We start from the raw sequence: 22,457 nt of genomic DNA on the forward strand, positions 1-22,457 counted from the left end.
TGGCGATTTCCGGCCAGCCCGGCGTGGGTCTTGCGGACAGAGGGAGCCGAGCGTTCCAGTCGGGCGGTTGGGGACCTGGGCTACTGGAACGCTCGGCCAACACCACTCTGAGCTACCCCGATGTGCAACTTCTGGGAAAGCTCTGGGCAACGGCTCAGGCGACGGTGACGTCGAGCCGCTGGACCGCGTTGTTGACGTAGCCCTTGGGGTTCCAGATCGGCTCGACCGGCTGGACGTTGCCGGCGGCGTCGGTCGCCCGCGGGCAGAGGACGTGCTCGCCGGCGGACGCGTCCCAGCCGAAGCGCCAGCCGCGCCAGGCGGCCGGGCCGAGCGGCTCGTCCAGCTCGGCCGCGGCGAACGTGGCGCCGCCGTCGACGGACACCTCGACGAGCTCGATCGGGCCGCGCCCCGACCAGGCCCGCCCGGTCAGCGTCACCGGGCCGGGCGCCAGGTGGCGCCGCCTGGTCATGTACTCCGGCACGCCGGGCGGGAGCATCAGCGAGCGCGGCAGCATCCGGTGCAGCGGCTCGCCGGGGACGCCGTCGTTGTCGTACATGCGGTACGAGACCTTGTTCTGGTAGCCGTCGAACGGCTCGGCGAGCAGCGTGATGCGCGCGAGCCACTTGACGTTCGCCATGCCGTACCAGCCGGGCACGACGAGCCGCAGCGGGAAGCCGTGCTGGGGCGGGAGCGGCGCGCCGTTCATCTCGTCGACGAGCAGGGCCTGCTCGACGGCGTCGTCGGTCAGCCGGAGCGAGCGCTCGTACGTCTGGGCGACCCCGCCCTCCACGCCACGGTCGTGGCCGGTGAACAGCACCTCGATCGCGTTCGCCTGGACGCCCGCCTCGTCGAGCAGCGGCTTCAGCGGCGTACCGCCCCACTCGGCGGTGCCGACCGCCTCGGTCAGCCACGGCATGCTGACCGGGCGCGGCTCGAGCAGCGCCCGCCCGTTCCCGGCGCACTCGAACGTCACGGGCACCGTCAGCCGCTCCCGGGCACGCAGGTCGTCCATGGACAGGCTCAGCGGCTGGTCGACGTTCCCGCCGACCTCGAGCCGGTACGTGCCGGCGTCGACCACCGGGATGTCGAAGTGGGTCAGCAGGTAGTGCAGGCCCACCGGCGTGATCGGGTACCGCAGCGCCTCGAGCGGCAGCGCGTGGTTGCGCGCGGCGAGCCGCAGCTCGTCCCGGGTGATCCCCTCGCCCGTCACCGAGCCCTTGGCCAGCAGGTCCATGGCCCGATGGTAAGCCGCCGGCCGTGACCGGTTGCGCACCTTTCGTTGACAGGCACCGCGTCGTGCTCGTCTGATGATGTGGTGACCGACACGATCAACCTCCCGCAGGTACTCAGCGACTCCGAGGTCGAGCAGTTCTGGGAGCAGGGCTACTTCCTCGTCAAGGGCGTGTTCTCCAAGGAGGAGGCCGAGTACTACCGCAACCTGATCCTCGGCCTGATCCCGCCCAACCTCGACATCCCCGAGCACTGGCATGTCGCCTCCGGCCGGATCAAGCCGCACTTCACGCCGGGCAACCACACCTACGACTCGCCGGACTTCATCCCGTTGTTCCAGAACGAGAAGTTGTACGCGGTCGTCGCCCAGCTGCTCCAGTCCCACCGGCTGCGCTCGTTCGACGGCTCGATCGGCATCACCGTGCGCAACGACGACCAACGGGACAATTCCCGCAGCCAGACGCTGCACATCGACGCGTCCGTACCGACCGACCTCGACAACTTCCTGTTCACCTTGAAGGAAGTCCAGCTCGGCGGCTGCTTCTACTTCACCGACGTCCAGCCTGACGGCGGCGGCATCCACGTCGTGCCCGGCGGCCACCGGATCGTCGAGTCGGAGTCGCGCGCCGACCCGCAGGGCCGGCACCTGCACAACGACTGGAAGCAGATCCACCACCTGCAGAGCGTCGAGGTGACCGGCGAGGCCGGCGACTTCGCGCTGCTGCACCACCTGATGCCGCACGGCGCCTCGCACAACCGGCGGCCGACGGCGCGGGTGGCGCAGTTCCTGCGGTACGTCCGCGACGACCACCCGCACGGCGCGGGCAGCAAGCCCGCGGCGGGGTTGTACAACGAGCTGCAGATCGCGGCGATGTCGGACCTCGGCAGGAAGCTGCTCGGCGTCGATCCCTGGTGAGTCAGCGCCAGACGCTCAGCGTGATGCCGCGGGCGCGTTCGACGAACGTGCCCTCGGGGCTGTGGTCGCGGAGCAGCTGGCGCAGGTCCCGTTCGAACGCCTCGCGCCGGTCGCCGAACAGGTGCGGCGCGGCGCCGGACAGCGAGAAGACGGACGCGACGATCTGGTCCTCGCTGCGTTCGAGCAGCTCGCCTCGTTCGACCTCGACGACCTGCGGGCCGTCGAAGCCGGCCGCGGCGAAGATGGCGTTCTCGCCGCCCGCGGTCCCGTCGGTGAGGACGCCCTGGCCGGCGCGGCGCGTGCTGCCGAGGTACTCCGTGATGAGCCCGCGGATCTCGTCGCGCGGCGTCGTACTTCCTTCGATGCCCTCGTGCGTGGTGGCGCCGACGTGCACGACCGCCCCGCCGGGCTGGAGCATGCCGCGCACGATGCCGGCGACGAGCGGGCGGTCGAACCAGTGGAACGACTGGGCGAACGTGATCAGCCGCTGGTCGCCGAGGTCTGCGGGGAGCTCCTCGGCGCGCATGCAGCGCCAGTCGATCTCGGGCGCGTTGGCCTTGGCGACGCGGATCATGCCCTGGTCGGCGTCAACGCCGGTGGCGCGTTCGAACAGCGGCGCGACCAGGGTGGTGAGCGAGCCCGGACCGCAGCCGATGTCGAGGTAGCCGCCGGTGCCGTCGAGGTCCAGTGCGTCGCGGATGGCGTCCGCGATCGCTTGTGGGTAAGGCATTCTGCCGACGGCGTAGTACTCGGCACTGCCCTCGTAGAGCGTCGGATCCCACTGCCAGCTCATAGCCTGCTCTCACCGAGGTCGAGATGGATGGCGATCACTTCTTCGTAGCCCGAGCGGATCGTCCAGTACAGCATCGCGAGCGTCCAGTGCGCCCAGTACAGCTTCAGCTTCTCCGGCTCGATGGCGTCGACCGCCTCGGCGGCACGTTCGAGTGCGTCCGGCCGCGGCGCCTGCTCTTCGCCGGGCGACCCGGCCGCCCAGGTGAGGTCGAACAGCAGCTTGACCAGGCCGAAGCGGCGGTCGCCGCGGGCGACGCCGAAGTTCCAGTCGACGACGCCGCTGAGGTTGCCCTCGTCGTCGAAGAGGATGTTGGGCACGGTGAGGTCGACGTGCACGAGGTCGTCGCCGTCCATCTCGTGGATGTCCGCCGCGCCGAGCTCTTTGATCCGCTTCAGCAGGCGGCGGCTCCGGTCGCTGTGCTGCTCGAGCGGCTCGTGCCTCGGTACGGGGTCGCCGCTCTCGCGCAGGCAGAGGGGCGGGATCGGCACGTCGGTCCGGTCGGCGAGCAGATGGGCGAACCGTTCGTTCAACGCGACCATCGCGTCGATGGTCGACGCGTCGGACGCGGCGATCGGCTTGCCGGGAAGGCGTTCCTGGACGACGGCGACCAGTCCGTCGTCGCGCGGGAGCAGGAGCTCGTGGTGTGGCACGGGGAGCCCGAGGCCCTTGGCGTACGCGAGGATCTCGGCGGTCTGGCGCATGTGATCGAGCGAGGCCATCGCGGTGGTGACGACGCTCTGGTGGCCGTCGGGCCAGCGGACGAACGCGGCACCGCCGGACTGTCCTTGCGGGGCGATGCCGATCAGCTCGAGTCCACAACCAGCTCGCTCGTTGACGAAGTCGACGAGCTCGTGTTGGGGCACAATCGGTCAGCCTAAGCGGAGTTCGCGCTGGCCGTCACGCCGGTTTATCGTTCACCGTCGTGACGATCGAACGCCGAACCCGAGTCGCCGCGTACGCCATCTGCCATCGAGCCGACGAGGTGCTGCTCGCGCACTTCGTGTCGGCCGATGGTGCCGACCGGCACTGGACGTTGCCGGGCGGTGGGATCGACTTCGGCGAGGATCCCTCGCACGCCGTCGTCCGTGAGGTGGCCGAGGAGACCGGGTACCAGGTCGAGGTCGAGCAGTTGCTCGGCGTGGACTCGCGGCCGCGGCGGCAGAGCTTCAACGGGCACGAGGAGGACGTACACCACCTCGGCGTCTACTACAGCGTGCGCATCGTCGGCGGCTCGCTGCGGGACGAGGTGGGCGGCTCGACCGACCAGGCGGCCTGGATCCCGTTGGCCCAACTGCCCTCGCTGCCCCGCGCGTCGCTCGTGGACCTCGGCATCGGGTTGGAACGCGACCGTCCGCCGACCGGTCACGTCAAGCCGGCAGCGTCCGGAGGCTCCGGATCGGCGACAGTGCGGTGAACGCCACGGCGACCAGCATGCCGGCGCCGCTGAGCAGGATCGTGGCGCGCAGACCCACGGTCTCGCCGAGGACGCCGCCGACGAGCGCGCCGATGGGTTGCATGCCGAAGACGAGGAATCGCCAGGTGGCGTTGACGCGAGCGAGCATGTCCGGCGGCGTCAACGCTTGCCTGACAGTCACCTGGTTAACGCTGTAGAGCGGTTGACCGAGCCCACGCAGGACCTGGCTGGCGACGGCGACCACGAGGATCGCTGCCGGCGGTCCGCCGGCCATCGCGAGCACGATGCCGGCGAGCGAGGCGATCAGCGTGCCGGCGAGGAACGTGGGTCCGTGGCCTACCCGTTCGGTGAACGGTGCGGCGATCAGCGCCCCGACCACGCCGGCGACTCCGGCGACCGCGACCAGCAGGCCGATCGCGCCGGCTTCGAGGCCGAGGTCGTTGGCGAAGAACAGCATCAGCACGACGGTCTGGACCTGACCGGCCAGCGCTCCCAGCGTCGCCGCGACCAGCATCACCCGGAGGATCGGCTGCGCGTAGACCGTGCGGAAGCCTTCCACGATGCTCGCGCCCAGCCGTTGGCGCCTGACGGTCTTCTCGATCACCTTGCCGGGTTGCCGAATCAGCCCCTGCAGGACGGCGGCTATGAGCGATGACACGGCGTCCACGACCAGCGCGATCGGCGCCGTCAGCACCTGGACGAGCGCCCCGCCCGCCGCCGAACCGCTGACGCCCATGATCGTGCCGCTCTGCGACAGTGCCGCGTTCGCCTGCAGGAGCTGGTCCTTCGGCACGAGCAGGGGAACGAACGTGGTCGACGCGAGCGAGCTGAACAGCACGCAGATGCCGGTGAGGAAGCCGATGACGTAGAGCTGCCACATCGCGAGGACGCCGAGCACGGCCAGCAGCGGGACCGTGCCGGTCAGGACGGCGGCGGCGATGTTGCAGGCGAGCAGCGTCGTTCGATACGGGATGCGATCCACCCAGACGCCGGCGGGCAGCCCGAAGATGAGGAACGGAGCGAGCGCGACGGCACCGAGAACGCCCATCTGGGAGGGCGATGCGTCGAGGAAGATCACCGCGGTGAGCGGCAGGGCGATCGCGTTGAGGTTCGCGCCGAACGTACCGACGGTCGTCCCGGCGAACAGGTTGCGGAAGTCCCGATGCGATCGGAGCACTGCCCATTGGCGCATGGCTCTCAACCTGGCATGGCGCTCCGGACTTCGGCAGGGTCGTTCGCTTATGGCTGACGGCCCCAGGCGCCGACGAGGGTCGGCATGACGAACGTGCCTTGAGCAGCGTCGATCTCGGCGATCATGCGCTGGCGCAGGGTGTCGATGCCGAGGTCGTCGGGGCCGACGACGCCGCCGCGGACGGCGCCGGGGTGGAAGTTCTCGGCCAGGTCGCAGACCGAGCGGGCGCCGTCCTCGACGTTGGCGAACGGGCGAACTCCGAGCGCTTGGACGTCCTCGAGGCCGCCGCCGGCGAGGACTTCGTCGAGCCGGGCGCCGAACGCCGCGTCGACGCCGCCGAGCCGCGCGGCGCCGGACATCATCGCGAGCGTGCGCTGCAACAGCGGGCTGGCCGGATCGGCGCGGGTAGTGAGGTAGTCCCAGTCCATCGCTACGTAGATGCCGTGCTCGCGTAGCGCCTGGCGCTGGTGCCGTACGACCGCGGCGGGATCGGGATGGTGCATGTGGACCAGGCGGCCGACGACGGCATCGAACGGCTGCTCGCTGGGGTCGCGCCACTCGAGGATGTCGCCGCGCTCGAAGCTGACGTTGCTGGTGGTGGTCGTCCTGCGCCGGGCGGTCGCGATCGCGCGTTCCTCCCGGTCGATCCCCACGACGCTGCCGGTGGGACCTACGAGCTCGGCCGCGAGCAGGGCGACGTCGCCGATGCCGGTGCCGAGGTCCAGGACGCGCATGCCGGGAGTGAGGCCAGCGAGGGTCAGGATCGCCTTGGTGGCGGGGGCGATCAGCTTGGCCTGGTGGGCCAGCCGGACGAGCTCGGGATCGGTGTGGCCGAGCAGGTACTCGTGGGTGGTGGTCACCGTGCTGGTGTAGCCGGAGATGCTGGGATCTGGCTGGCGGCCGGCTACGTACGGCGCTACGTAGCGGGCTTCTGGCCGACGGTGATCGTGTTGCCGTCGGGGTCCTGGACGATGGCCATCCGTTCGCCCCAGGGCTGGTCGGTGGGGTCTTGGACGATCTTGATGCCGGCGTTGCGGAGCTTGTCGACCGCCTGGTCGCAGTCTGGTGTGTAGACCCAGAGGGACAGGCGCTGGTTGCCTGCGCCGGGTTGGACGGCGGGGTCGAGGCCGATGCCGAGGTGGGAGGTGCCGAGCTGGAGGCCGACGTAGCCGGGGTCGCCCTCGGGCGGGAACTGGTAGGTGACGGTGCCGCCGAGCAGGTCGCGGTAGAACGCGAGGGCCTTGCCCAGGTCGGGGGTGGAGATGATGGGAAACGCCTCGTCGATCATGCGGGGTCCTCTCGTGGTCGGGGCCTTCGTCGGTGTTGACGAACGAGTCTCCCGGAATCGACAGATTCGTTCGAGGGCAGCCTGACCCGGCCGCGGGGTGGTTTCCCCGGCGGTCGGGTTGGCTGGGTCTAGGCGTGGATGGGGTTGCGGATGGGTGTTTGGTGGTGGTCGATCCATGGGGGTGGGATGAACTCGGGTTTGCCGTCGAGGGCCATGCGGATGGCCCAGTCGCCGCGGTGGATGACTCGGTGGTGGTGGGTGCAGAGCAGGACGCCGTTGTTGAGAGTGGTGGGTCCGCCCTTTGACCAGGCTTTGATGTGGTGGGCGTGGGTCCAGCCGGGTGGGCGGTCGCAGCCGGGGAAGGCGCAGCCGCGGTCGCGGAGTTCGAGGAGCCGGCGGAGTTTGCCGGTGAACAGCCGTTCGGGGTCGGTCAGGTGCAGGTGCCCGGGCATCAGGTGGTCGGGGAGGAGGTGACTGACTTCGGCTTCGCACATGATCCGGGCTGTGAGTTCGGGGGAGAGGTCTTGTCCGGTGTGCAGGGTGGTGCCGATGCCGGTGTCGGGGTTGACCATGACGACCATTTGGGTGCGGTTGCCGCCGTGGCGGGTGGTGGAGTGGTTGTGCGCGAGTTCGATGATCTGGCCGAACGCGTCGGCGCGGCGTGCGGCGGCGGTGCGTAGGTCGGGGCCGTCGGCGCCTTTGACGGGGCGGGACCGTGCGTCGACCAGGAGGTGGAGGCGTTCGCCGGTGTCTTTGTCGGTGCGGCCGTTGAATCGCCACATGCCGGAGTCTGGGTCTTGGTTGAGGTGGAAGTACGCGGTCTTGTCGGCGTCGCGTTCTTCGCGTTCCACTTGGGCTTGCAGGATCTGGTGGGCGATGTCGGGGGCGACGAGTTCGAGGACGTGGTTGCCGAGTTTCCGCAGCGGTGTCGGTCCCAACGTGTGGGCGTGGTCGGTCAACGTCTTGTCGACCTCAGCCAGGGGTGCGGCGCTGGGCAGCTTCGCCACGGTGTGGGCGATGGCGTGGACCTGGTCGACGGAGATCTCCCCCGCACACAGGGCAGCCCCAGCAGTCGGCAGGTGTTGTTCGACCATGCGGGCGAGGGTGAGTTTCTTCTTGGCGCGGGTGGGGTCGATGCCCTGTTTGTCGGCGAGCCAGGCGGTCGTGGAGGAGGCGTCAGCGGCTTTGGCGACCTCGCACACTTCGGCTTGGTGGATGACCTTGAGTTCGAGGCCGTCGCAGATGTTGCGGATCTCGGTGAGGACCCCGACGGTGGCGGCAAGTTCAGCTGGATTCGTGGACAGCACGTTGCTGTTCGCGGCGGCGAGGAGCTGTTCCTTCACCGCGGCGAGTGTCGAACGTGTGGTCGATTCCATAGAACAAGCGTAGGCAGACCACGACCCTAAGGCCACTGAGAAATGGGTTTCCTGTCCACAGATTCCATCCACAAGCACAACCCAGCAACCACAACAAACCCGCACCCGCGCACCGGCCGGAGCACGCTCGTCGACCAGGCGCGGCGTCGTTCTCGTCCATGCGCCCTTCCGACGCGGCCGGACCATGGCGGACGAGAATGACGATGCACAGCACCACACAAGCGACGAGCGCGCCAAAGCGCGATCGACTGGCCCGACTCGGAAACCAGCGAGAGAGGGCAGCGACTCACCCCATCACGTCACGGGTGGAAACCTCACCTCCACCTCCAGCCCACCCTTGGCATGCGCTCGAGCCGTCAACATGGCTTGATGATTCGTCGCAATGGCCTGCACGATCGACAACCCCAACCCGTGCCCGTCAGCCCGGTTCGTACGATCAGCGCCCAACCGATGGAACGGCTCGAACAGCTGCTCCACCTCCCCAGGAGGCACCACCGGACCACCGTTCGAGACCACCAGAACAGCGCGCCCCTCATGAGCCCCCGTGTAGATCTCCAGCCAGCCGCCCTCCACGTTGTGGCGGATGGCGTTCTCCACCAGGTTCACAATCAGCTGCGACACCAACCGCCGATCGCCAGACAGGACGGCAGGTCGCAGCCGGGCGTCCACATGCAACGAACGCGCGGAGGCCATCGGCTGGCGCACCTTCACCACGTCCCGCGCCAAAGCAGCCAGGTCGAAGGTCGACAACCGTGAGGGCCCAGCCTGCCCCCGCGCCAACGTCAACAGCGAGTCGATCAGCCGCCCCTGCTCGGCCCCAGAAGCCAACACCCGTTCGTGCGCATCGCGCAAAGACAGAACCGAAGCCGAAGGATCGGCCAAAGCCACCTGCGCAACCGCGCGTTGACGGGCCAACGGGGTACGCAGCTCGTGGGACGCGTTCGCCACAAACCGCCGCTGGGCCTCGAACGAGGACTCCAGCCGCGCCAACAGGGCGTCGAACGTGTCCCCCAACTCCTTCAGCTCATCGTCCGGCCCGCGCAGTGCCAACCGATCGTGCAATCGCGAAGCCGAGATCCGCTGCACCGTCGACGTCATCGAACGCAATGGCCGCAACACTCGCCCCGCGACGATCCAGCCCGCGCCCATCGCCACGATGGTCATCAAGGCTAGCGCCAAGCCGGACATCCCGAGCAAGGTGTTCATCTGTTTCTGCTGCTGCTGCTTCAGGACCGCCATCGTTTCCTGCTTGACGTTCTCGGCCACCTTCTGCTGGATCTCCACAGGCAGGCCCTCAACGGTCTGCTTGAGATGCAGCATGCGCCCGGACTCACCCGGAGGTGGCTTGCCGTCCCCGTTGAACATGGCAAGGCTGCTGCCGTCCGGCGCCTGATAGAGGAAGCCCTTCGTGTTGTGAGCCACCAGAAAGTACGTCATCCCCACCAACAAGATCCCGCAAGCCAGGAACAGCCCACCATAGATCAGCGTCAGCCGGAACCGAACCGTCTGCCGAGGAAGTCGCCAACGCATTGCCATACTCACCTCTAGATTCGGTAGCCCGACTTCGCGATCGTCTCGATGACCGGCGGCTCCCCCAGCTTGGCCCGCAGCCGGCTGACCGTGATCTTGACGGCGTTCGTGAACGGATCCGCCGACTCGTCCCACACCCGGTCCAGCAGCTCCTCCGCCGACACCGTACGGCCGCGCGACGCCAACAGCAGCTCCAAGACGCCGAACTCCTTCGGCGCCAGCTCCAACACCCGCGACCCCCGCCGCGCCACCCGCTTAGCCGTGTCCACCAGCACGTCGCCGTGCCGCAGCACCGGCGGCAGCGCCGGCTGCGCGCGACGCATCAACGCAAAGATCCGCGCCAACAGCACGGGAAAGTCGAACGGCTTGGCCAGATAGTCGTCGGCCCCCAGTGCCAACCCGTCCACCAGATCGTCCACCGACCCCGCGGCCGTCAGCATCAGCATCCGACTCCGCGACCCCGAGGCAGACAGCTGTGCGCAGATCGCGTCGCCATGCACCCCGGGTAGATCCCTGTCCAGCACGATCACGTCGTAGGAGTTCAGCTCAGCACGTTCCAGGCCAGAGGAACCGTCGTACGCCACGTCCACCGCCAGCTGGGCTCGACGCAGCCCCAGAGCGACCGTCTCGGCCAGCTCCTCGTCGTCCTCGATCACCAACACGCGCACAGGAGCCAGTATCGCCGAGTGCACGGTTTCGGGACGGTTTCGTTCGCGCGATACCGTCCCGAAACCGCCGTCTTCGTAGAACTGGTCCCACATCCCCGGACCAAAGGACGACGACGATGAAGGACAGCAAGCTCAGTCAACGCAACCGCAAGGTGACCCTCGCCACCCTGGCGATCGGCCTCGCCTTCGTCGCCGCGGCGTGCGGCGGCCAGCAGCCCCAGGCCCAGGGCGTCGCGAGCCTCGGCGACACCCCCTCCCCCACCGCCTCTTCCGAGAGCAAAGCAAGCGGCGGCAAGGACGGCGGCCTGAAGTACGCGCAGTGCATGCGGGAGAACGGCATCGACGAGTTCCCCGACCCCGAGGGCGGCAAGCTCACGCTCAAGGCCAAGCCGGGCAGCAAGCTGGACCCGAACTCGCCGGCGTGGAAGAAGGCCGAGGAAGCCTGCAAGTCGCTGCGACCCGAGCCGTCGGAGGGCCAGAAGCAGCAGATGAAGGCCCAGGGGCTCGAGTACGCGCAGTGCATGCGGGAGAACGGCATCAAGGAGTTCCCCGACCCCAACCCCGACGGCGGCATGCTGCTCAGGATGAAGAAGGGCACCGACCTCGACCCGGAGTCGCCGAAGTTCAAGAAGGCGCAGGAGGCCTGCAAGTCGTTGATGCCCGGCGGCGCCAAGGGTGGCGCCGGCGAGACGAACGTGGAGGAAGGATGACCTCCGCACCTCCCGACACCCCGGAGCCCGTCGCGACTCCGAAACGCCACGGCCGGCGCCTCATCATCGCCGGCGTGACGGTAGGAATCCTGGCCGGTGCCATCGTCGCGGCGGACCGTACGAACGTCTTCGGCGTCACCCTCGCGAGCCTCACGACTCCCGAGCCCACGCCGACGAATCAACCGCAGAACAACGACAAGAGCGAGAGCCTCAGCACCGTAGGCAAGCAGACGTTGTCGGCGCAGACCACCGTGGACGGAACGCTCGGGTACGCGGACAGCTATCCCGTCCTCGGCAGCCTCAACGGCACCGTGACCTGGTTGCCCGAAGAGGGCCAGATCATCAAGCGGGGCGGGATCCTCTACCGCGTCGACGGCGAGCCGGTGCTCCTCATGTACGGAACGATGCCCGTCTACCGCGACCTCGCCGCGGGCGACGACGCGGACGACGTCAGCGGCCAGGACGTCAAGCAGCTCAACCAGAACCTGGTCGCGATGGGGTACGGCGAGGACTACGAGCTCGACCCCGACTCCGACGACTACAGCTGGCGGACCAGGGAGGCGGTCGAGGATCTGCAAGACGCGCTGGGCGTCGACGACACCGGCGAGATCGAGCGCGGGCAGGTCATCTTCCTACCCGGCCCCGTACGCGTGACCGACGTCAAGGCGACGCTCGGCGGGCAGGCCGGCGGCGCCGTCCTGCAGGCCAGCTCGTCCAGCCGGCTCGTCACTGTCAACCTCGACACCTCGCAGCAGTCCGAGCTGAAAGTGGGCGACGCGGTCACGATCACCTTGCCCAATGGAGAAACCACGCCAGGCAAGGTCACGTCGGTCGGCAAGGTCGCGAGCACGCCGCAGTCCGAGGACGACACCCCGACGATCGAGGTCCAGATCACCCCGACCGATCCGAAGGCGACCGGCAGCCTCGACCAGGCGCCCGTCGAGGTGAACATCATCACCGACCAGGCCAAGGACGCGACCGTGGTCCCCGTCGAGGCGCTGCTCTCCCTTGCTGGCGGCGGCTACGCGGTCGAACGGGTGTCGGCGACCGGCGAGCACAAGCTGATCCGCGTCAGCCTCGGGCTGTTCGACGACGACGCGAGCGTCGTCCAGGTCACCGACACCGAGCTGAAGCCGGGCGACCGAGTGGTGGTGCCCTCGTCATGAGTACGACGACCAGCCCCACCTACTCGATCGGTCCGCAAGCGGGAGTTGACAACGGCTTCCGCGGCCCGGTCCTCGAGTTCGAGGCGGTGACCAAGACGTACGGGAGCGAGCCGCCCGTCACCGCCCTGCGCGGGGTCGATCTCACCATCAGGCAAGGCGAACTGGTCGCCGTCGTCGGCCCCTCGGGGTCGGGCAAGACCACGATGCTCCACCTCATGGGCACGCTGGACCGGCCCACCAGCGGGGTCGTACGCCTCACCGGGCTCGACGTCTCCAAGCTCACCGACCGGCAGGTCGCCAGGCTGCGCTCGACGAGGATCGGCTTCGTGTTCCAGCAGTTCTTCCTCGCCGAGCACGCGACGATCCTCGACAACGTGGCGGACGGGCTGCTGTACGCGGGCACCCCGCAGCGCGTACGACGCAAGCTCGCCGCCAACGCTCTTGCCGCCGTCGGGCTCCCGGCCAGACACCACGCCAGGCCGACGCAGCTCTCCGGCGGGCAACGGCAGCGCGTCGCCATCGCCCGCGCACTCATCGGCGAGCCGACCATCGTGCTCGCCGACGAACCGACCGGAAACCTCGATCACGCGACAGGACAGTCGATTCTCGGCCTGTTGAACGAGCTCAACCAGGGCGGCACCACGATCGTCGTCATCACCCACGATCGCGACGTCGCGGCCAACATGGACCGCCAGGTCGAGATCCTGGACGGCAAGATCGTCGGCGACACCAGCATCCCCCACCACGAGGCGAGGTGGTCGCGATGACCACCACGCTCGCTCCGACGTCGGGGCGCATGCGGGCGGGCGATGTCGCGCGGGTCGCGAGCGTCGGCATCCGTACCCGCAAGATGCGAGCCGGCCTGTCCGCGTTGGGCATCGCGATCGGAGTCGCCGCGATCGTCGCCGTCCTCGGCCTGTCCGCGTCGTCCCAAGCAGGCTTGCTCGCGCAGATCGACAAGCTGGGCACGAACCTGCTCACGGTGTCGAACGGGCAGACGATGTTCGGCGACGAGGCGTCGCTGCCGACGCAGGCGCCGGGCATGATCGGCCGGATCGGGCCGGTCAGCGAGGTCCAGGCGACGGGCAAGGTGCCCGACATCAACGCGTACCGGTCGTCGCTGATCCCCGAGGTACGGACGAACGGGCTCTCGGTCCAGGCGGCCACGCTGGACCTGCCCAAGACCGTGGGGACGAGCCTCGCGCAGGGGCGCTACCTCAACGCCGCGACCGAACAGGTCCCGGTCGCCGTCCTCGGCGCGACCGCGGCGAAGCGGCTCGGGATCACGAAAATCCATCCAGGACAGCGGATCTGGATCGGCGGGCACTGGTTCTCGATCGTCGGGATCCTGGAGCCGGCGGTGCTCGCGCCGGAGATCGACACCGCGGTGCTGGTGGGCTTTCCGGCCGCTGAGAAGTACCTCGACTTCGACGGGCACCCGACCATGATCTACGTACGGTCGGACACCGCCCAGGTCGAGGCCGTGCACTCCGTGCTCGCCCAGACGGCGAACCCGGAGGCGCCGGACGAGGTCGAGGTCAGCCGCCCGTCGGACGCGCTCGAGGCGCGGGCCGCCGCGCAGAGCGCGCTGGACTCGCTGTTCCTCGGACTCGGCGCGGTCGCGTTGCTCGTCGGTGCGGTCGGGGTCGCCAACACGATGATCATCTCGGTGCTGGAACGCCGACCGGAGATCGGTCTGCGGCGCGCGCTCGGTGCGACACGGGGGCACATCAGGGTGCAGTTTCTCGCCGAGGCGATCCTGCTCGCGGTGCTCGGCGGCGCGGTCGGGGTGGCGGCGGGCATCGCGGCGACGGCGATCTACGCGAGTACGAAGGACTGGACGATCGTCGTCCCCACGATCGCCTGGGTCGGCGGGCTGGCCGCGACCGTCCTGGTCGGTGCGGTCGCGGGCCTATTGCCGGCACTGCGGGCGGCACGGATGTCGCCGACCGAGGCGCTCTGGACGCTGTAGCTAGGGGAGGAGGACGACCTTGCCCACCGTTGCCCTGCTCTCCAGGGCACGGTGGGCGGTCGCGGCTTCGGCGAGCGGGAACGTCTGCACCGCGGGCACCAGCCGACCCGCGGCCGCCTCGGCGAGGGAGCGCTCCTCCAGCGCGCGGAGGCCGCCGGGCTGTCGCAGGACCGACGGTCCGAGCGCGACCGTGACGGTCAGCAGCTTCTCGTAGACCTCGCTCGAGGAGAACGCGAGCTCCTTGCCCGAGGACCAACCGAACAGCACGATGCGCCCACCAGTCTTGAGTCTCTCGAACGCGGCGCGCGCCTCCGCGCCGCCGACACCGTCCAGCAGGAGATCGATCTGCCGGTCGCCGAGACGATTGGTCCAGTCCGGCTCGGCGTAGTCGACGGCGAGGTCGGCTTCGACGCGTTCGACCTTGGCCGGGCCGCCCGCGGCGCCGATGACGAACGCGCCGGCGTTGCGCGCGGCCTGGACCAGCAGCGTGCCGATGCCGCCCGCCGCGGCAGTGACGAGAACGGTCTCGCCCGCGGCCGGCTGGGCGAGCGCGAGGATGCCCTGTGTCATCCGGCCGGTGCCCATCATCGCGACGGCGTGGTCGAACGCGAGGGTGTCCGGCAGCTGGTGCAGCGCGTCGACGTTCGCGACCGCGAGCTCGGCGTACCCGGCGCTCGCCATCCCGAGGTGCGCGACGACGCGTTTGCCCAACCAGCGTTGAGGAACGTCGGCGCCCAGCTGGTCGACCACACCGGCGACCTCGCGGCCGGGGATCATCGGCAGCTGGGGAAGCTGCCACGGTCCGCTCGTCCGGCCGGACCTGATCTCGGTGTCGACGAGATGGACGCCGGCGGCTCGCACGGCGATCCTTACCTGATCGGGGTCCGGAGCGGGGTCAGGTGCTGATTCGTAGCGGAGGTTCTCGGCGGCGCCGAACTCGTGCTGCCTGATCGCGTGCATGCTTGCCAGCCTGCAAGCTCAACCACGGTTGAGGTCAACCCAAGCGGTCGTGGATGAAGTAGCGGCCCTGCGCGTCGCGGTGCGCGCGGTCGCCCGAGGCGATCAGCCGGCCGAGGCGAGGGCGGTCCGATCCGTTGGAGTAGCGCGAGAACGCGAGCGTGCTCCGCACCCACAGCTGGCCGCGCACGCCGGGCGCGACGGGACGGTGCTCGGCGTCGAGGACGTGCAGCCGCACGCCCGCTGCCGGTCGGCCGACCGTGCCGGGAGCGGCGGCGAGGTCGGCGGGCGTCGCGAGCGTGGACCAGCCCTGCTCGGTAGCGCCGTAGAGGTTGAACACCGGGCCGAACGACTCCCCGAGCGAGGCGGCGACCTCGGGGTCGAGCGGCATCGCGCCGCTGACCACGGCTCGGACCCGCTGACGACCGACCGCATCGGCGAGCTTGGCGAGGACGGGCGGGACGCCGACGACCAGCGCGGGCTCGCGCTCGGTCAGCAGCCGGGCTTGGTCGTCCGTGGTCTGGCCGAGCAGCACGGTCACGCCGAACGTCAGCCCCAGCGCGAGGAAGCCGAGCCCGAAACCGCGGTTCAGCGGCGGCGTCAGCAGCATCGACTCCCCTGCTGGCATGGGGATTCGATGGACAAGGGTACTGATCGGGATCGCCTGCAGGAGCCGGAACGTACGGTGCGCGCCCTTCGGCGGACCGGTCGTGCCAGACGTCAGCACCACCAGCCGCCCCCGCCGGCGGCCCCTCCCCGAAGGGATCGCCCGGCTCGCGGGTGCGTCGCCAGGCAGGACCAGGTCGAGGCGTTCTTCCTCGATCAGCGCCTCCAGCTCGGCGGGCGGCAGCGCGGGGCTGAACAGCGTGACGTCCGCGCCGACACGCGCCGCCGCGGCGACCGTGATCACGAAGTCGCGCGTGTTGGCGGCGAGGACTCCGAGCCGATTGCCCTTGCCTGCAAGGCGATCCGTCAGCTCGTCGGCCGCCGACAGCAGCTCGGCGTTCGTCACCGCGCCTCGGTCGTCGACCAGCGCGACCGCGGCAGGGCGACGCAGGGCGGCGACCTCGACGAGGGCGCCGAGCGTCAGGCCGTACCGGCGGATCGTCCGCGCGACGCTCGGCCGCCACGGTCGTACCGCACGGAGCAGCCGGGTGAGCCCGACGGCGACGTCGGCGACCGCCTCGGCGCGGATCACGAGCGCCGCCGGAGCAGAGCGGCGGAGGCGGCTTCGTACGGTCCCTGCGCGTTGTTGGTGAGGACGCCGGCGAGCCGCACCCACCACGGCACCAGCAGGCGCTGCCTGGTGACCAGCGTGCGGGCGACCACCTCCGCGGCCTGGCGCGCGGTCAGTCCGGGAAGTCGGGTGCTGTACGTCGGCGCGCTCATCGCCGTATGCACCAAGGGAAAGTGGATCGAGGTCGTCGCGACGCCGTCGGCGCGCAGCTCCGGGGCGACGCTGCGAAGCCAGGCCTCGAACGCGGACTTCGTGGCGCTGTAGACCGCGAAGTTCGCGGCCGGCAGGTCGACGCTCAGGCTGCTCACGTTGACGACCTGGCCGCTGCGCCGCGCGCGCATCCGCGGGAGCAGCGCGGACAGCAGCCGCACCGGTCCGAGGAAGTTGACGGCGTTGCCGCGGGTCACGTCGTGGAACCGGTCCGCCGTGTCCGTGAGTGAACGGCGGATCGACTTGCCCGCGTTGCTCACGACGACGTCGATCCGGTCGTGGTCCGCGAGCAGGCGCGTCGCGAGCTCGTCGACCGCCTCGGGATCGGCCAGGTCCGCTGCGTACGGGATCGCGCGTCCGCCGCGCGAAACGATCCGTTCCGCCAACGCGGCAAGCAGGTCGCCGCGGCGTGCGGTGAGCAGGACGGTCGCTCCGGCCGCACCGAGCAGCTCCGCGGTCTGCTCGCCGATGCCCGACGAGGCGCCTGTGACGAGCACGACCCGACCACCGACCGCCACCCGGATGCGGTCGAGGCCCACGGGTGACCAGGACGGCCCGAGCGCGGCGCGGTACCAGCGGCTCATCGAATTCATCGTCGAGCAGTCTGACAGCCAGCGCCGGTAAGCGCCGGACGTGGGCGGATCGCAAGCGGAACTGACGAGCATCGTCAATATACGCAGGGAATCCACATTCTCTTCGCGAGTTCTTCTTTCACTGGTTGACGAATCTCCACGCAGCGGTCGCCAACAGTTTCGCCTCGAAGAGGGACTTTCCTTGATTTCAAAGGAAGGCGGCGGTGTCGACCACGATGTCGAACGGCTCGGGGATCGCCAATTGCTCGCCCATCGAGACTTTGATCGCCTCGTGATATCTGCCCTGCCCCGGTTCACTGTAGAGGGTCACCGAAGAGGCCAGGACGTCCACCAACAGGTAGAAGGGGACCGCGTGAGCGGCGTATCCCCGCAGTTTCCTGCCGCGGTCGTGCCCGTACGTGGCCCGCGAGGTGACCTCGACCGCGAGAAGCGCCTCGGAAATTGGCACAATCCAGGTGATATCTTCCCGCGTGAGTACCTCGGTGGGGAGAACGAGAAGATCGGGCACGTACCGTTCTCCCGACAGCGGTAGCTCAATGGTCACCATTTGAACGGCAGCCGTATCCACGGGCGTCGATCGAAGGACACCCTCCAAGACCCAGATCACTCGCGCATGTCGCGTGGATGGGGTCGGCGACACGACGATGACCTCCCCGACTATCTCGACGCGGTAGCCCTCAGGGACGGTGATCTGTTCAGCGACTGTCGCAAGCTCTGACAAAGCCGGCGAGTCGGGTACGGTCATGAGCTTACCCTCTGTCGTCACTCAGTGACGTAAGCACGCATGGTGGTCGAGACGTTGCGCATCACCCTAGAACGGCTGGCCAGGTCCGGACTCACCGACGCGCGGATCTGTCCGAGATCGGTTTCGGGAAGCCTTCCCAAACCGCCACTGTCAAGGCACGGTTGACACCTCTAAATAGAGCCAAACCGATGGCGCGGCTGGATAGGGTCGTCGGCGTGATCGACCAAGCGCTGGAGATCCTGGCCCGGCATGGGTACGACGCGACGCGGCTGGAGCTGCTCGGCGAGGGCGGGCAGAGCACCTGCTACGGCACCGGCGAGATCGCGGTCCTACTCTGCAACGCCGACGTCAGCGCGTACACCGAGGACCTGACCGGGCACACGCTCCCCGGCCCGGACGTCGTTCCCCCGTTGAACAAGTACGCGGCGCCGTGGTGGATGTCCACCCGAGCGGCCGACCAGGGGATGCGGACGCCGCGGATTCTCGCCGTCGGCGACGAGCCGCGCCCGTACGCGCTGATCGAGCCCGTCCGAGGCACGCTGGCGTCCAAGCACGCAGAGGTTGGCGAGCGGGCGGTCGGCTGGTACGCCCAACTGGGACAGGAGATTCGGAAGGCGAACGACGTCGAGACCATCGGCTTCGGAACGTTCACACCCGACGAGGCGAACGGGTTCCGCGGCCGCTTCGCCACCTGGCCCGACTATCTGGACCGCTATCTCGAGCTGTTCCTCGTGCGCGGTCCGGAGAACGCCAAGACGCTCGACCAGCTCCTCGCCCAGGACCTCGTCGACGAACGCGACCTCGGCCGCGTCGAGGCCAGGGTCCGCGCGGCACGGACGTGGCCCGTGCGACCTCAGCTCACGCACTACGACAACCGGCTCGACAACGTCATGGTCGACGGCGACCGGATCACCGTGCTCGACTGGGGCCTCGCGTTCAGCGGGATCGGCATCGCCCAGGAGCTGATCAAGATCTTCGAGACCGCCCCGACCACGATCCAGGACAGCAGGGTGGCGGCGTTCCTCGACGGCTACGGCCTGACCAGGAACGAGGCTCTGGACGCGATCGAGGCAGGCAAGCTGATGCTCGTTCTGGACGGGCTCGCGATGGCCTCCGGCTGGGCCTACCGGCCCGACCGGCTCGGCGGCGTCCGGGGCTGGCTGAGCACCGTCCAGCGCCTCAGCGCCGACTGGTAAAACGACGCTGACCAGCCCAAACGGGCTGGTCAGCGTGGTGGAGCCGCCTGTCGGAATCGAACCGACGACCTATTCATTACGAGTGAATCGCTCTACCGACTGAGCTAAGGCGGCAACGGCGAGCAAGCATACCGAACGGTTGCCCGCGACCGGCAACGAGTATCGGGTCAGCCGGGTGGGCAGCGCAGCGACGCCTCCGGCGGCTTGCCCTCCAGCAGGTACTTCTCCACCGCCTCGTCCACGCAGCTGTTGCCCTCCTTGTAGGCGGTGTGGCCGTCGCCGTCCCGGCTCAGCAGCACGCCGGAGTCGAGCTGCGAGGCCAACGCCTGCGCCCAGCGGTACGGCGTCGCGGGGTCGCGGGTCGTGCCCACCACCAGGATCGGCTTCGCGCCCGTCGCGCGGATCGCGTGCGGCGTGCCGGTCGGCTTCACCGGCCAGTTCGCGCAGGCGAGCGATCCCCACAGGATGTACGGGCCGAACAGCGGCGCCGCGGCCTCGAACGACGGAAGCTCCCGTTCGGCGTCCGCGACCGACGTGAGGTCCGGCCGGTCGAGGCAGTTGACCGCGTAGATCACCTCGCCGGAGTTGTCCTTGTACCCGTTCGGGCCACGCGAGTTGTACTCGTCGACCATGCTCAGCAGCCGCTCGCCGCTGCCGTCGAGGCCGGCCTTGAGCGCGGCGCGCAACCGCGGCCAGTACGACTTCACGTACAGCGGCATCACCACGCCGACCGTCGCGAGCGCCTGCGTCACCTCGCGGTCGTCCGACCCCGGCAGCGGGTCCTGGTCGAGCTCGTCGAGGAACGACCGGAGCTTGGCGTACGCCGCGTCGACCGACGTGCCCAGCGGGCAGTCCGAACGCTTCACACAGTCCTCGAGGAAGGCGCGCAGCGCGACCTCGAAGCCCTTCGCCTGCTCCAGCCCGAGCTGGACGCCGGTGAGCTGCGGGTCGAGCGCGCCGTCCAGCACGAGCCGCCCGGTGCGCTTCGGGAACAGCTCGGCGTACGTCGCGCCGAGGAACGTCCCGTACGACTTGCCCAGGTAGTACAGCTCCTCGTCGCCCAGCAGTCCGCGCAGCACGTCCATGTCGCGGGCCGCGTCCTGCGTCGAGACGTGCGCGATCAGGTCGCCCGACTTCTGCTGGCAGCCCTGGCCGAACGCGCGGGTCTGATCGAACAGCTCGTTGATCTCTTCGGGCGAGTCCGGCGTACCGTCCGCGGCGATGATCTTGTCGAGGTCCTCGTCCGACACACAGTCGACCGGGGTGGACTGCCCCACGCCGCGCGGGTCGAAGCCGACGATGTCGTACCTGTCGAGCACCGGCTGACCGAGGATCAGCGGTGAGTAGCGCGCGTACTCGACGCCGGAGCCGCCCGGCCCGCCCGGGTTGACCAGCAGCGAGCCGATCCGCTGGGACGGCTTGCGCGCCCGCAGGCGCAGCACGGCGAGCTCGATCGACTTGCCCTCGGGCTTGGCGTAGTCGAGCGGGACCTGGATCGTCGCGCACTCGAAGCCGCCGGCGCCGCAGTCGGACCACTTCGGCTTCTGCATGTAGAACTTCGCCAGCGCGGGCGAGGCGTCCGAGGGCGCCGGCGCCGGCTCGCGGGTCGGCTGCGGATCGTTCGGCGACTGCTTGTCGGGGCCGAGCTGGTCGGGCGGGCCGCCGCGTGCGGTCGCTTTGACCGTGTCGGCGGCGGAGGGCGCCAGCGTGCAGCCCGCGAGGAGCGCGAGACCGACGAACGCGGCTCCGACTCGGTGCGCCAGCCTCACTCGTCGCTGCCTTCGTCGGCAGGGCGAGTGGTGATCTCGACGTCAGCCGTGGGACGCGCCCCGGTCGAGACCGCCTGCTCGTACTCCTGCCGCGAGCCGCACACGTCGGCCTTCGGGCAGGCGCAGCGCCGCCCGTTCGACGACAGCCTGACGACGACCTTGTCGGCGGGGACGTTGTGGCCGACGACCGTACCCTCGCCCTCGGGCGTCTCGACCTTGCTGCCGTACGCCGGCGCGGTCGACTTGAAGTCCTGGTAGAGCGGGTGCTCGTACTTCAGGCAGCACATCAGCCGGCCGCAGGCGCCGGAGATCTTGAGCGGGTTGAGCGGCAGGTCCTGGTCCTTGGCCATGCGGACGCTGACCGGCTCGAAGTCCTTGAGGAACGTCGCGCAGCACAGGTCGCGGCCGCACGGTCCGATGCCGCCCTGCAGGCGGGCCTCGTCGCGGGCGCCGAGCTGCCTGAGCTCGATGCGCGCCCTGAGCTCCCTTGCGAGCTCCCTGACCAGGGCGCGGAAGTCGACGCGGTGCGGGGCGGAGAAGTAGATGATGATCAGCTGGTCGACGTCGGCCCGCCGGTCGACGAAGTCGATGCCGACGATCTTCATCGGCAGCTCGTGCTTCTTGATCATCCGCCGGGCGATCATCTTGGCTTCCGCGCGCCTTCGGCGGTTGGCCTCGTCGCGGGTCAGGTCGTCGTCGGACGCCAGCCCGGCGAGCGTCGGCAGACCGCCGATGTCGTCGGTGACGTACTGCGGCGCCCAGATGCACTCCGCGACCTCGGGTCCGTCGTCCGTGGGCACGAGCACCTTGTCCCCGACCCGGGGCTGATGCTGCCCGGGGTCGAGGTAGTACAGCCGGCCGTAGCGCTCGAACGCGACAGCCATCACCATGCCCATGCCGGCCAGCCTAAACGTTCTCCCTGCGTTCGGGGCGTAGCCATCCACAAGGGCTGCTTCTAGTCTCTGCGGATGGACGCTCTGACCAGGACGTATCTGTGGGAACAGTTCGGCGGCGCCATCGACATGCTGGACGATGCGCTGACGCTGTGCCCGGACTCGCTGTGGACCGCGCACCTGTGGGACGACGAGGAGGACCAGCGGTACGGCGACTACTGGTTCATCGCGTACCACGCCAGCCGCTGGCTCGACGTCTATGTCTCGGGTTCGGCCAGCGCGGGCGACTGTCCGCTGCCGGAGCCGTTCGTCACCGGGCTGCCCACTGAGCCGTACGCGCGGGACTCCGTCCGTGCCTACTTGCAGGCGACGCGTGAGAAGGTCCAGTCCGCGATGGGGTCGCTGACCGCCGAACGTGTGCACTCACCGGCCACCTGGGGCGCGCCGTACCTGCGGTTGCAGCTCATGAGCATGCGGCACACGCAGGAGCACGCGTCGCAGCTGACGTTCTTCCTCGGCCAGAACGGCGTGACCGGCATGGACTGGGTCGCTGAGGCGCGTGACTGACGCGGAGAAGGCGAGTCTCCGCGAGCTGATCGACG

Annotated in this window: 23 protein-coding genes and 1 tRNA gene; 8 read left to right on the forward strand and 16 right to left on the reverse strand. The window is 69.3% G+C overall.

Features of this window, described 5'->3' with window-relative positions; genetic code table 11:
• Positions 1-154 precede the first annotated feature (154 nt).
• Positions 155-1,234: a sulfite oxidase gene (locus tag JOD67_RS00360; RefSeq protein ID WP_205113764.1), complete on the reverse strand. Its 1,080-nt coding sequence runs from the start codon at positions 1,232-1,234 to the stop codon at positions 155-157.
• Between the two features lie 81 nt (positions 1,235-1,315).
• Between JOD67_RS00360 and JOD67_RS00365 the strand changes: the two genes are divergently transcribed.
• A complete protein-coding gene (locus tag JOD67_RS00365; protein WP_205113766.1) occupies positions 1,316-2,146 on the forward strand; it encodes a phytanoyl-CoA dioxygenase family protein in 831 nt (276 codons plus the stop codon).
• Position 2,147: 1 nt separating this feature from the next.
• On the opposite strand, the gene JOD67_RS00370 is transcribed toward JOD67_RS00365, so the two are convergent.
• Positions 2,148-2,939 carry a class I SAM-dependent methyltransferase gene (locus tag JOD67_RS00370; RefSeq protein ID WP_205113768.1) on the reverse strand — a complete coding sequence of 264 codons (792 nt, stop codon included), beginning with the start codon at positions 2,937-2,939 and terminating at the stop codon, positions 2,148-2,150.
• Positions 2,936-3,802, reverse strand: a complete 867-nt coding sequence (locus JOD67_RS00375) for an aminoglycoside phosphotransferase family protein (RefSeq protein ID WP_307782217.1) — start codon at positions 3,800-3,802, stop codon at positions 2,936-2,938. The genes JOD67_RS00370 and JOD67_RS00375 overlap by 4 nt, the downstream gene beginning before the upstream one ends.
• 59 nt (positions 3,803-3,861) lie before the next feature.
• Between JOD67_RS00375 and JOD67_RS00380 the strand changes: the two genes are divergently transcribed.
• Complete coding sequence (locus JOD67_RS00380) at positions 3,862-4,353, forward strand: NUDIX hydrolase (protein ID WP_205113771.1); 492 nt, start codon at positions 3,862-3,864, stop codon at positions 4,351-4,353.
• Here the strand turns inward: JOD67_RS00380 and JOD67_RS00385 are convergent.
• The 6 genes from JOD67_RS00385 to JOD67_RS00410 all read right to left on the reverse strand — a co-directional run bounded on the left by JOD67_RS00385 (position 4,307) and on the right by JOD67_RS00410 (position 10,407).
• Positions 4,307-5,545, reverse strand: a complete 1,239-nt coding sequence (locus tag JOD67_RS00385) for an MFS transporter (RefSeq protein WP_205113773.1) — start codon at positions 5,543-5,545, stop codon at positions 4,307-4,309. The genes JOD67_RS00380 and JOD67_RS00385 overlap by 47 nt on opposite strands.
• Positions 5,546-5,592: 47 nt before the next feature.
• On the reverse strand, positions 5,593-6,405 hold the full coding sequence (locus JOD67_RS00390; protein WP_205113775.1) for a methyltransferase domain-containing protein: 813 nt from the start codon (positions 6,403-6,405) through the stop codon (positions 5,593-5,595).
• Positions 6,406-6,461: 56 nt separating this feature from the next.
• Positions 6,462-6,833, reverse strand: a complete 372-nt coding sequence (locus tag JOD67_RS00395) for a VOC family protein (RefSeq protein ID WP_205113777.1) — start codon at positions 6,831-6,833, stop codon at positions 6,462-6,464.
• Between the two features lie 128 nt (positions 6,834-6,961).
• Positions 6,962-8,209, reverse strand: a complete 1,248-nt coding sequence (locus JOD67_RS00400; protein WP_205113779.1) for an HNH endonuclease signature motif containing protein — start codon at positions 8,207-8,209, stop codon at positions 6,962-6,964.
• Between the two features lie 294 nt (positions 8,210-8,503).
• The gene (locus JOD67_RS00405) at positions 8,504-9,739 is read right to left on the reverse strand and encodes a sensor histidine kinase (RefSeq protein ID WP_205113781.1); all 1,236 of its coding nucleotides are present in this window, start codon (positions 9,737-9,739) and stop codon (positions 8,504-8,506) included.
• Positions 9,740-9,753: 14 nt separating this feature from the next.
• Complete coding sequence (locus JOD67_RS00410) at positions 9,754-10,407, reverse strand: response regulator transcription factor (protein ID WP_205113783.1); 654 nt, start codon at positions 10,405-10,407, stop codon at positions 9,754-9,756.
• Positions 10,408-10,523: 116 nt separating this feature from the next.
• Here JOD67_RS00410 and JOD67_RS00415 point away from each other — a divergent pair, with 116 nt between their 5' ends.
• The 4 genes from JOD67_RS00415 to JOD67_RS00430 all read left to right on the forward strand — a co-directional run bounded on the left by JOD67_RS00415 (position 10,524) and on the right by JOD67_RS00430 (position 14,255).
• A complete protein-coding gene (locus JOD67_RS00415) occupies positions 10,524-11,117 on the forward strand; it encodes a hypothetical protein (protein WP_205113785.1) in 594 nt (197 codons plus the stop codon).
• A 74-nt stretch (positions 11,118-11,191) separates the two neighbouring features.
• On the forward strand, positions 11,192-12,283 hold the full coding sequence (locus tag JOD67_RS39710; RefSeq protein ID WP_205113787.1) for a peptidoglycan-binding protein: 1,092 nt from the start codon (positions 11,192-11,194) through the stop codon (positions 12,281-12,283).
• The gene (locus JOD67_RS00425; RefSeq protein ID WP_205113789.1) at positions 12,280-13,050 is read left to right on the forward strand and encodes an ABC transporter ATP-binding protein; all 771 of its coding nucleotides are present in this window, start codon (positions 12,280-12,282) and stop codon (positions 13,048-13,050) included. Before JOD67_RS39710 ends, JOD67_RS00425 begins: the two co-directional genes overlap by 4 nt.
• Positions 13,047-14,255, forward strand: coding sequence for an ABC transporter permease (locus tag JOD67_RS00430; RefSeq protein WP_205113791.1), 1,209 nt, complete (start codon positions 13,047-13,049; stop codon positions 14,253-14,255). Before JOD67_RS00425 ends, JOD67_RS00430 begins: the two co-directional genes overlap by 4 nt.
• Here JOD67_RS00430 and JOD67_RS00435 read toward each other — a convergent pair whose 3' ends face one another.
• From JOD67_RS00435 to JOD67_RS00450, 4 genes are all read right to left on the reverse strand, one after another.
• Entirely contained in the window at positions 14,256-15,215 is a 960-nt protein-coding gene (locus tag JOD67_RS00435; protein WP_205113793.1) for a zinc-binding dehydrogenase, read from the reverse strand.
• 34 nt (positions 15,216-15,249) lie between these two features.
• Entirely contained in the window at positions 15,250-16,410 is a 1,161-nt protein-coding gene (locus JOD67_RS00440) for an AMP-binding protein (RefSeq protein WP_205113795.1), read from the reverse strand.
• Positions 16,407-17,243 carry an SDR family NAD(P)-dependent oxidoreductase gene (locus JOD67_RS00445; protein ID WP_205113797.1) on the reverse strand — a complete coding sequence of 279 codons (837 nt, stop codon included), beginning with the start codon at positions 17,241-17,243 and terminating at the stop codon, positions 16,407-16,409. Before JOD67_RS00445 ends, JOD67_RS00440 begins: the two co-directional genes overlap by 4 nt.
• Positions 17,244-17,439: 196 nt before the next feature.
• Entirely contained in the window at positions 17,440-17,997 is a 558-nt protein-coding gene (locus tag JOD67_RS00450; RefSeq protein WP_205113799.1) for a Uma2 family endonuclease, read from the reverse strand.
• 215 nt (positions 17,998-18,212) lie between these two features.
• On the opposite strand from JOD67_RS00450, the gene JOD67_RS00455 reads away from it, so the two are divergent.
• Positions 18,213-19,193 carry a phosphotransferase family protein gene (locus JOD67_RS00455; protein ID WP_205113801.1) on the forward strand — a complete coding sequence of 327 codons (981 nt, stop codon included), beginning with the start codon at positions 18,213-18,215 and terminating at the stop codon, positions 19,191-19,193.
• Positions 19,194-19,231: 38 nt separating this feature from the next.
• Here JOD67_RS00455 and JOD67_RS00460 read toward each other — a convergent pair.
• The 3 genes from JOD67_RS00460 to JOD67_RS00470 all read right to left on the reverse strand — a co-directional run bounded on the left by JOD67_RS00460 (position 19,232) and on the right by JOD67_RS00470 (position 21,858).
• Positions 19,232-19,307, reverse strand: a tRNA-Thr gene (locus JOD67_RS00460).
• A 53-nt stretch (positions 19,308-19,360) separates the two neighbouring features.
• Positions 19,361-20,962, reverse strand: coding sequence for an alpha/beta hydrolase (locus JOD67_RS00465; RefSeq protein ID WP_307782218.1), 1,602 nt, complete (start codon positions 20,960-20,962; stop codon positions 19,361-19,363).
• A complete protein-coding gene (locus tag JOD67_RS00470; protein WP_239553676.1) occupies positions 20,959-21,858 on the reverse strand; it encodes a PSP1 domain-containing protein in 900 nt (299 codons plus the stop codon). Before JOD67_RS00470 ends, JOD67_RS00465 begins: the two co-directional genes overlap by 4 nt.
• 72 nt (positions 21,859-21,930) lie before the next feature.
• Here JOD67_RS00470 and JOD67_RS00475 point away from each other — a divergent pair, with 72 nt between their 5' ends.
• On the forward strand, positions 21,931-22,422 hold the full coding sequence (locus JOD67_RS00475) for a DinB family protein (protein WP_205113803.1): 492 nt from the start codon (positions 21,931-21,933) through the stop codon (positions 22,420-22,422).
• Positions 22,423-22,457: the final 35 nt, after the last annotated feature.

Origin of the sequence: Tenggerimyces flavus (assembly GCF_016907715.1) — a bacterium.
Classification (GTDB): domain Bacteria; phylum Actinomycetota; class Actinomycetes; order Propionibacteriales; family Actinopolymorphaceae; genus Tenggerimyces; species Tenggerimyces flavus.

Coding starts and splice junctions, on each gene's coding strand:
- JOD67_RS00430 (WP_205113791.1), top strand. CDS start 13,047: ATGACCACCACGCTCGCTCCGACGTCGGGGCGCATGCGGGCGGGCGAT.
- JOD67_RS00395 (WP_205113777.1), bottom strand. CDS start 6,833: ATGATCGACGAGGCGTTTCCCATCATCTCCACCCCCGACCTGGGCAAG.
- JOD67_RS00425 (WP_205113789.1), top strand. CDS start 12,280: ATGAGTACGACGACCAGCCCCACCTACTCGATCGGTCCGCAAGCGGGA.
- JOD67_RS00475 (WP_205113803.1), top strand. CDS start 21,931: ATGGACGCTCTGACCAGGACGTATCTGTGGGAACAGTTCGGCGGCGCC.
- JOD67_RS00450 (WP_205113799.1), bottom strand. CDS start 17,997: ATGACCGTACCCGACTCGCCGGCTTTGTCAGAGCTTGCGACAGTCGCT.
- JOD67_RS00445 (WP_205113797.1), bottom strand. CDS start 17,243: ATGAGCCGCTGGTACCGCGCCGCGCTCGGGCCGTCCTGGTCACCCGTG.
- JOD67_RS00400 (WP_205113779.1), bottom strand. CDS start 8,209: ATGGAATCGACCACACGTTCGACACTCGCCGCGGTGAAGGAACAGCTC.
- JOD67_RS00415 (WP_205113785.1), top strand. CDS start 10,524: ATGAAGGACAGCAAGCTCAGTCAACGCAACCGCAAGGTGACCCTCGCC.
- JOD67_RS00435 (WP_205113793.1), bottom strand. CDS start 15,215: ATGCACGCGATCAGGCAGCACGAGTTCGGCGCCGCCGAGAACCTCCGC.
- JOD67_RS00385 (WP_205113773.1), bottom strand. CDS start 5,545: ATGCGCCAATGGGCAGTGCTCCGATCGCATCGGGACTTCCGCAACCTG.
- JOD67_RS00370 (WP_205113768.1), bottom strand. CDS start 2,939: ATGAGCTGGCAGTGGGATCCGACGCTCTACGAGGGCAGTGCCGAGTAC.
- JOD67_RS00405 (WP_205113781.1), bottom strand. CDS start 9,739: ATGCGTTGGCGACTTCCTCGGCAGACGGTTCGGTTCCGGCTGACGCTG.
- JOD67_RS00470 (WP_239553676.1), bottom strand. CDS start 21,858: ATGGGCATGGTGATGGCTGTCGCGTTCGAGCGCTACGGCCGGCTGTAC.
- JOD67_RS00360 (WP_205113764.1), bottom strand. CDS start 1,234: ATGGACCTGCTGGCCAAGGGCTCGGTGACGGGCGAGGGGATCACCCGG.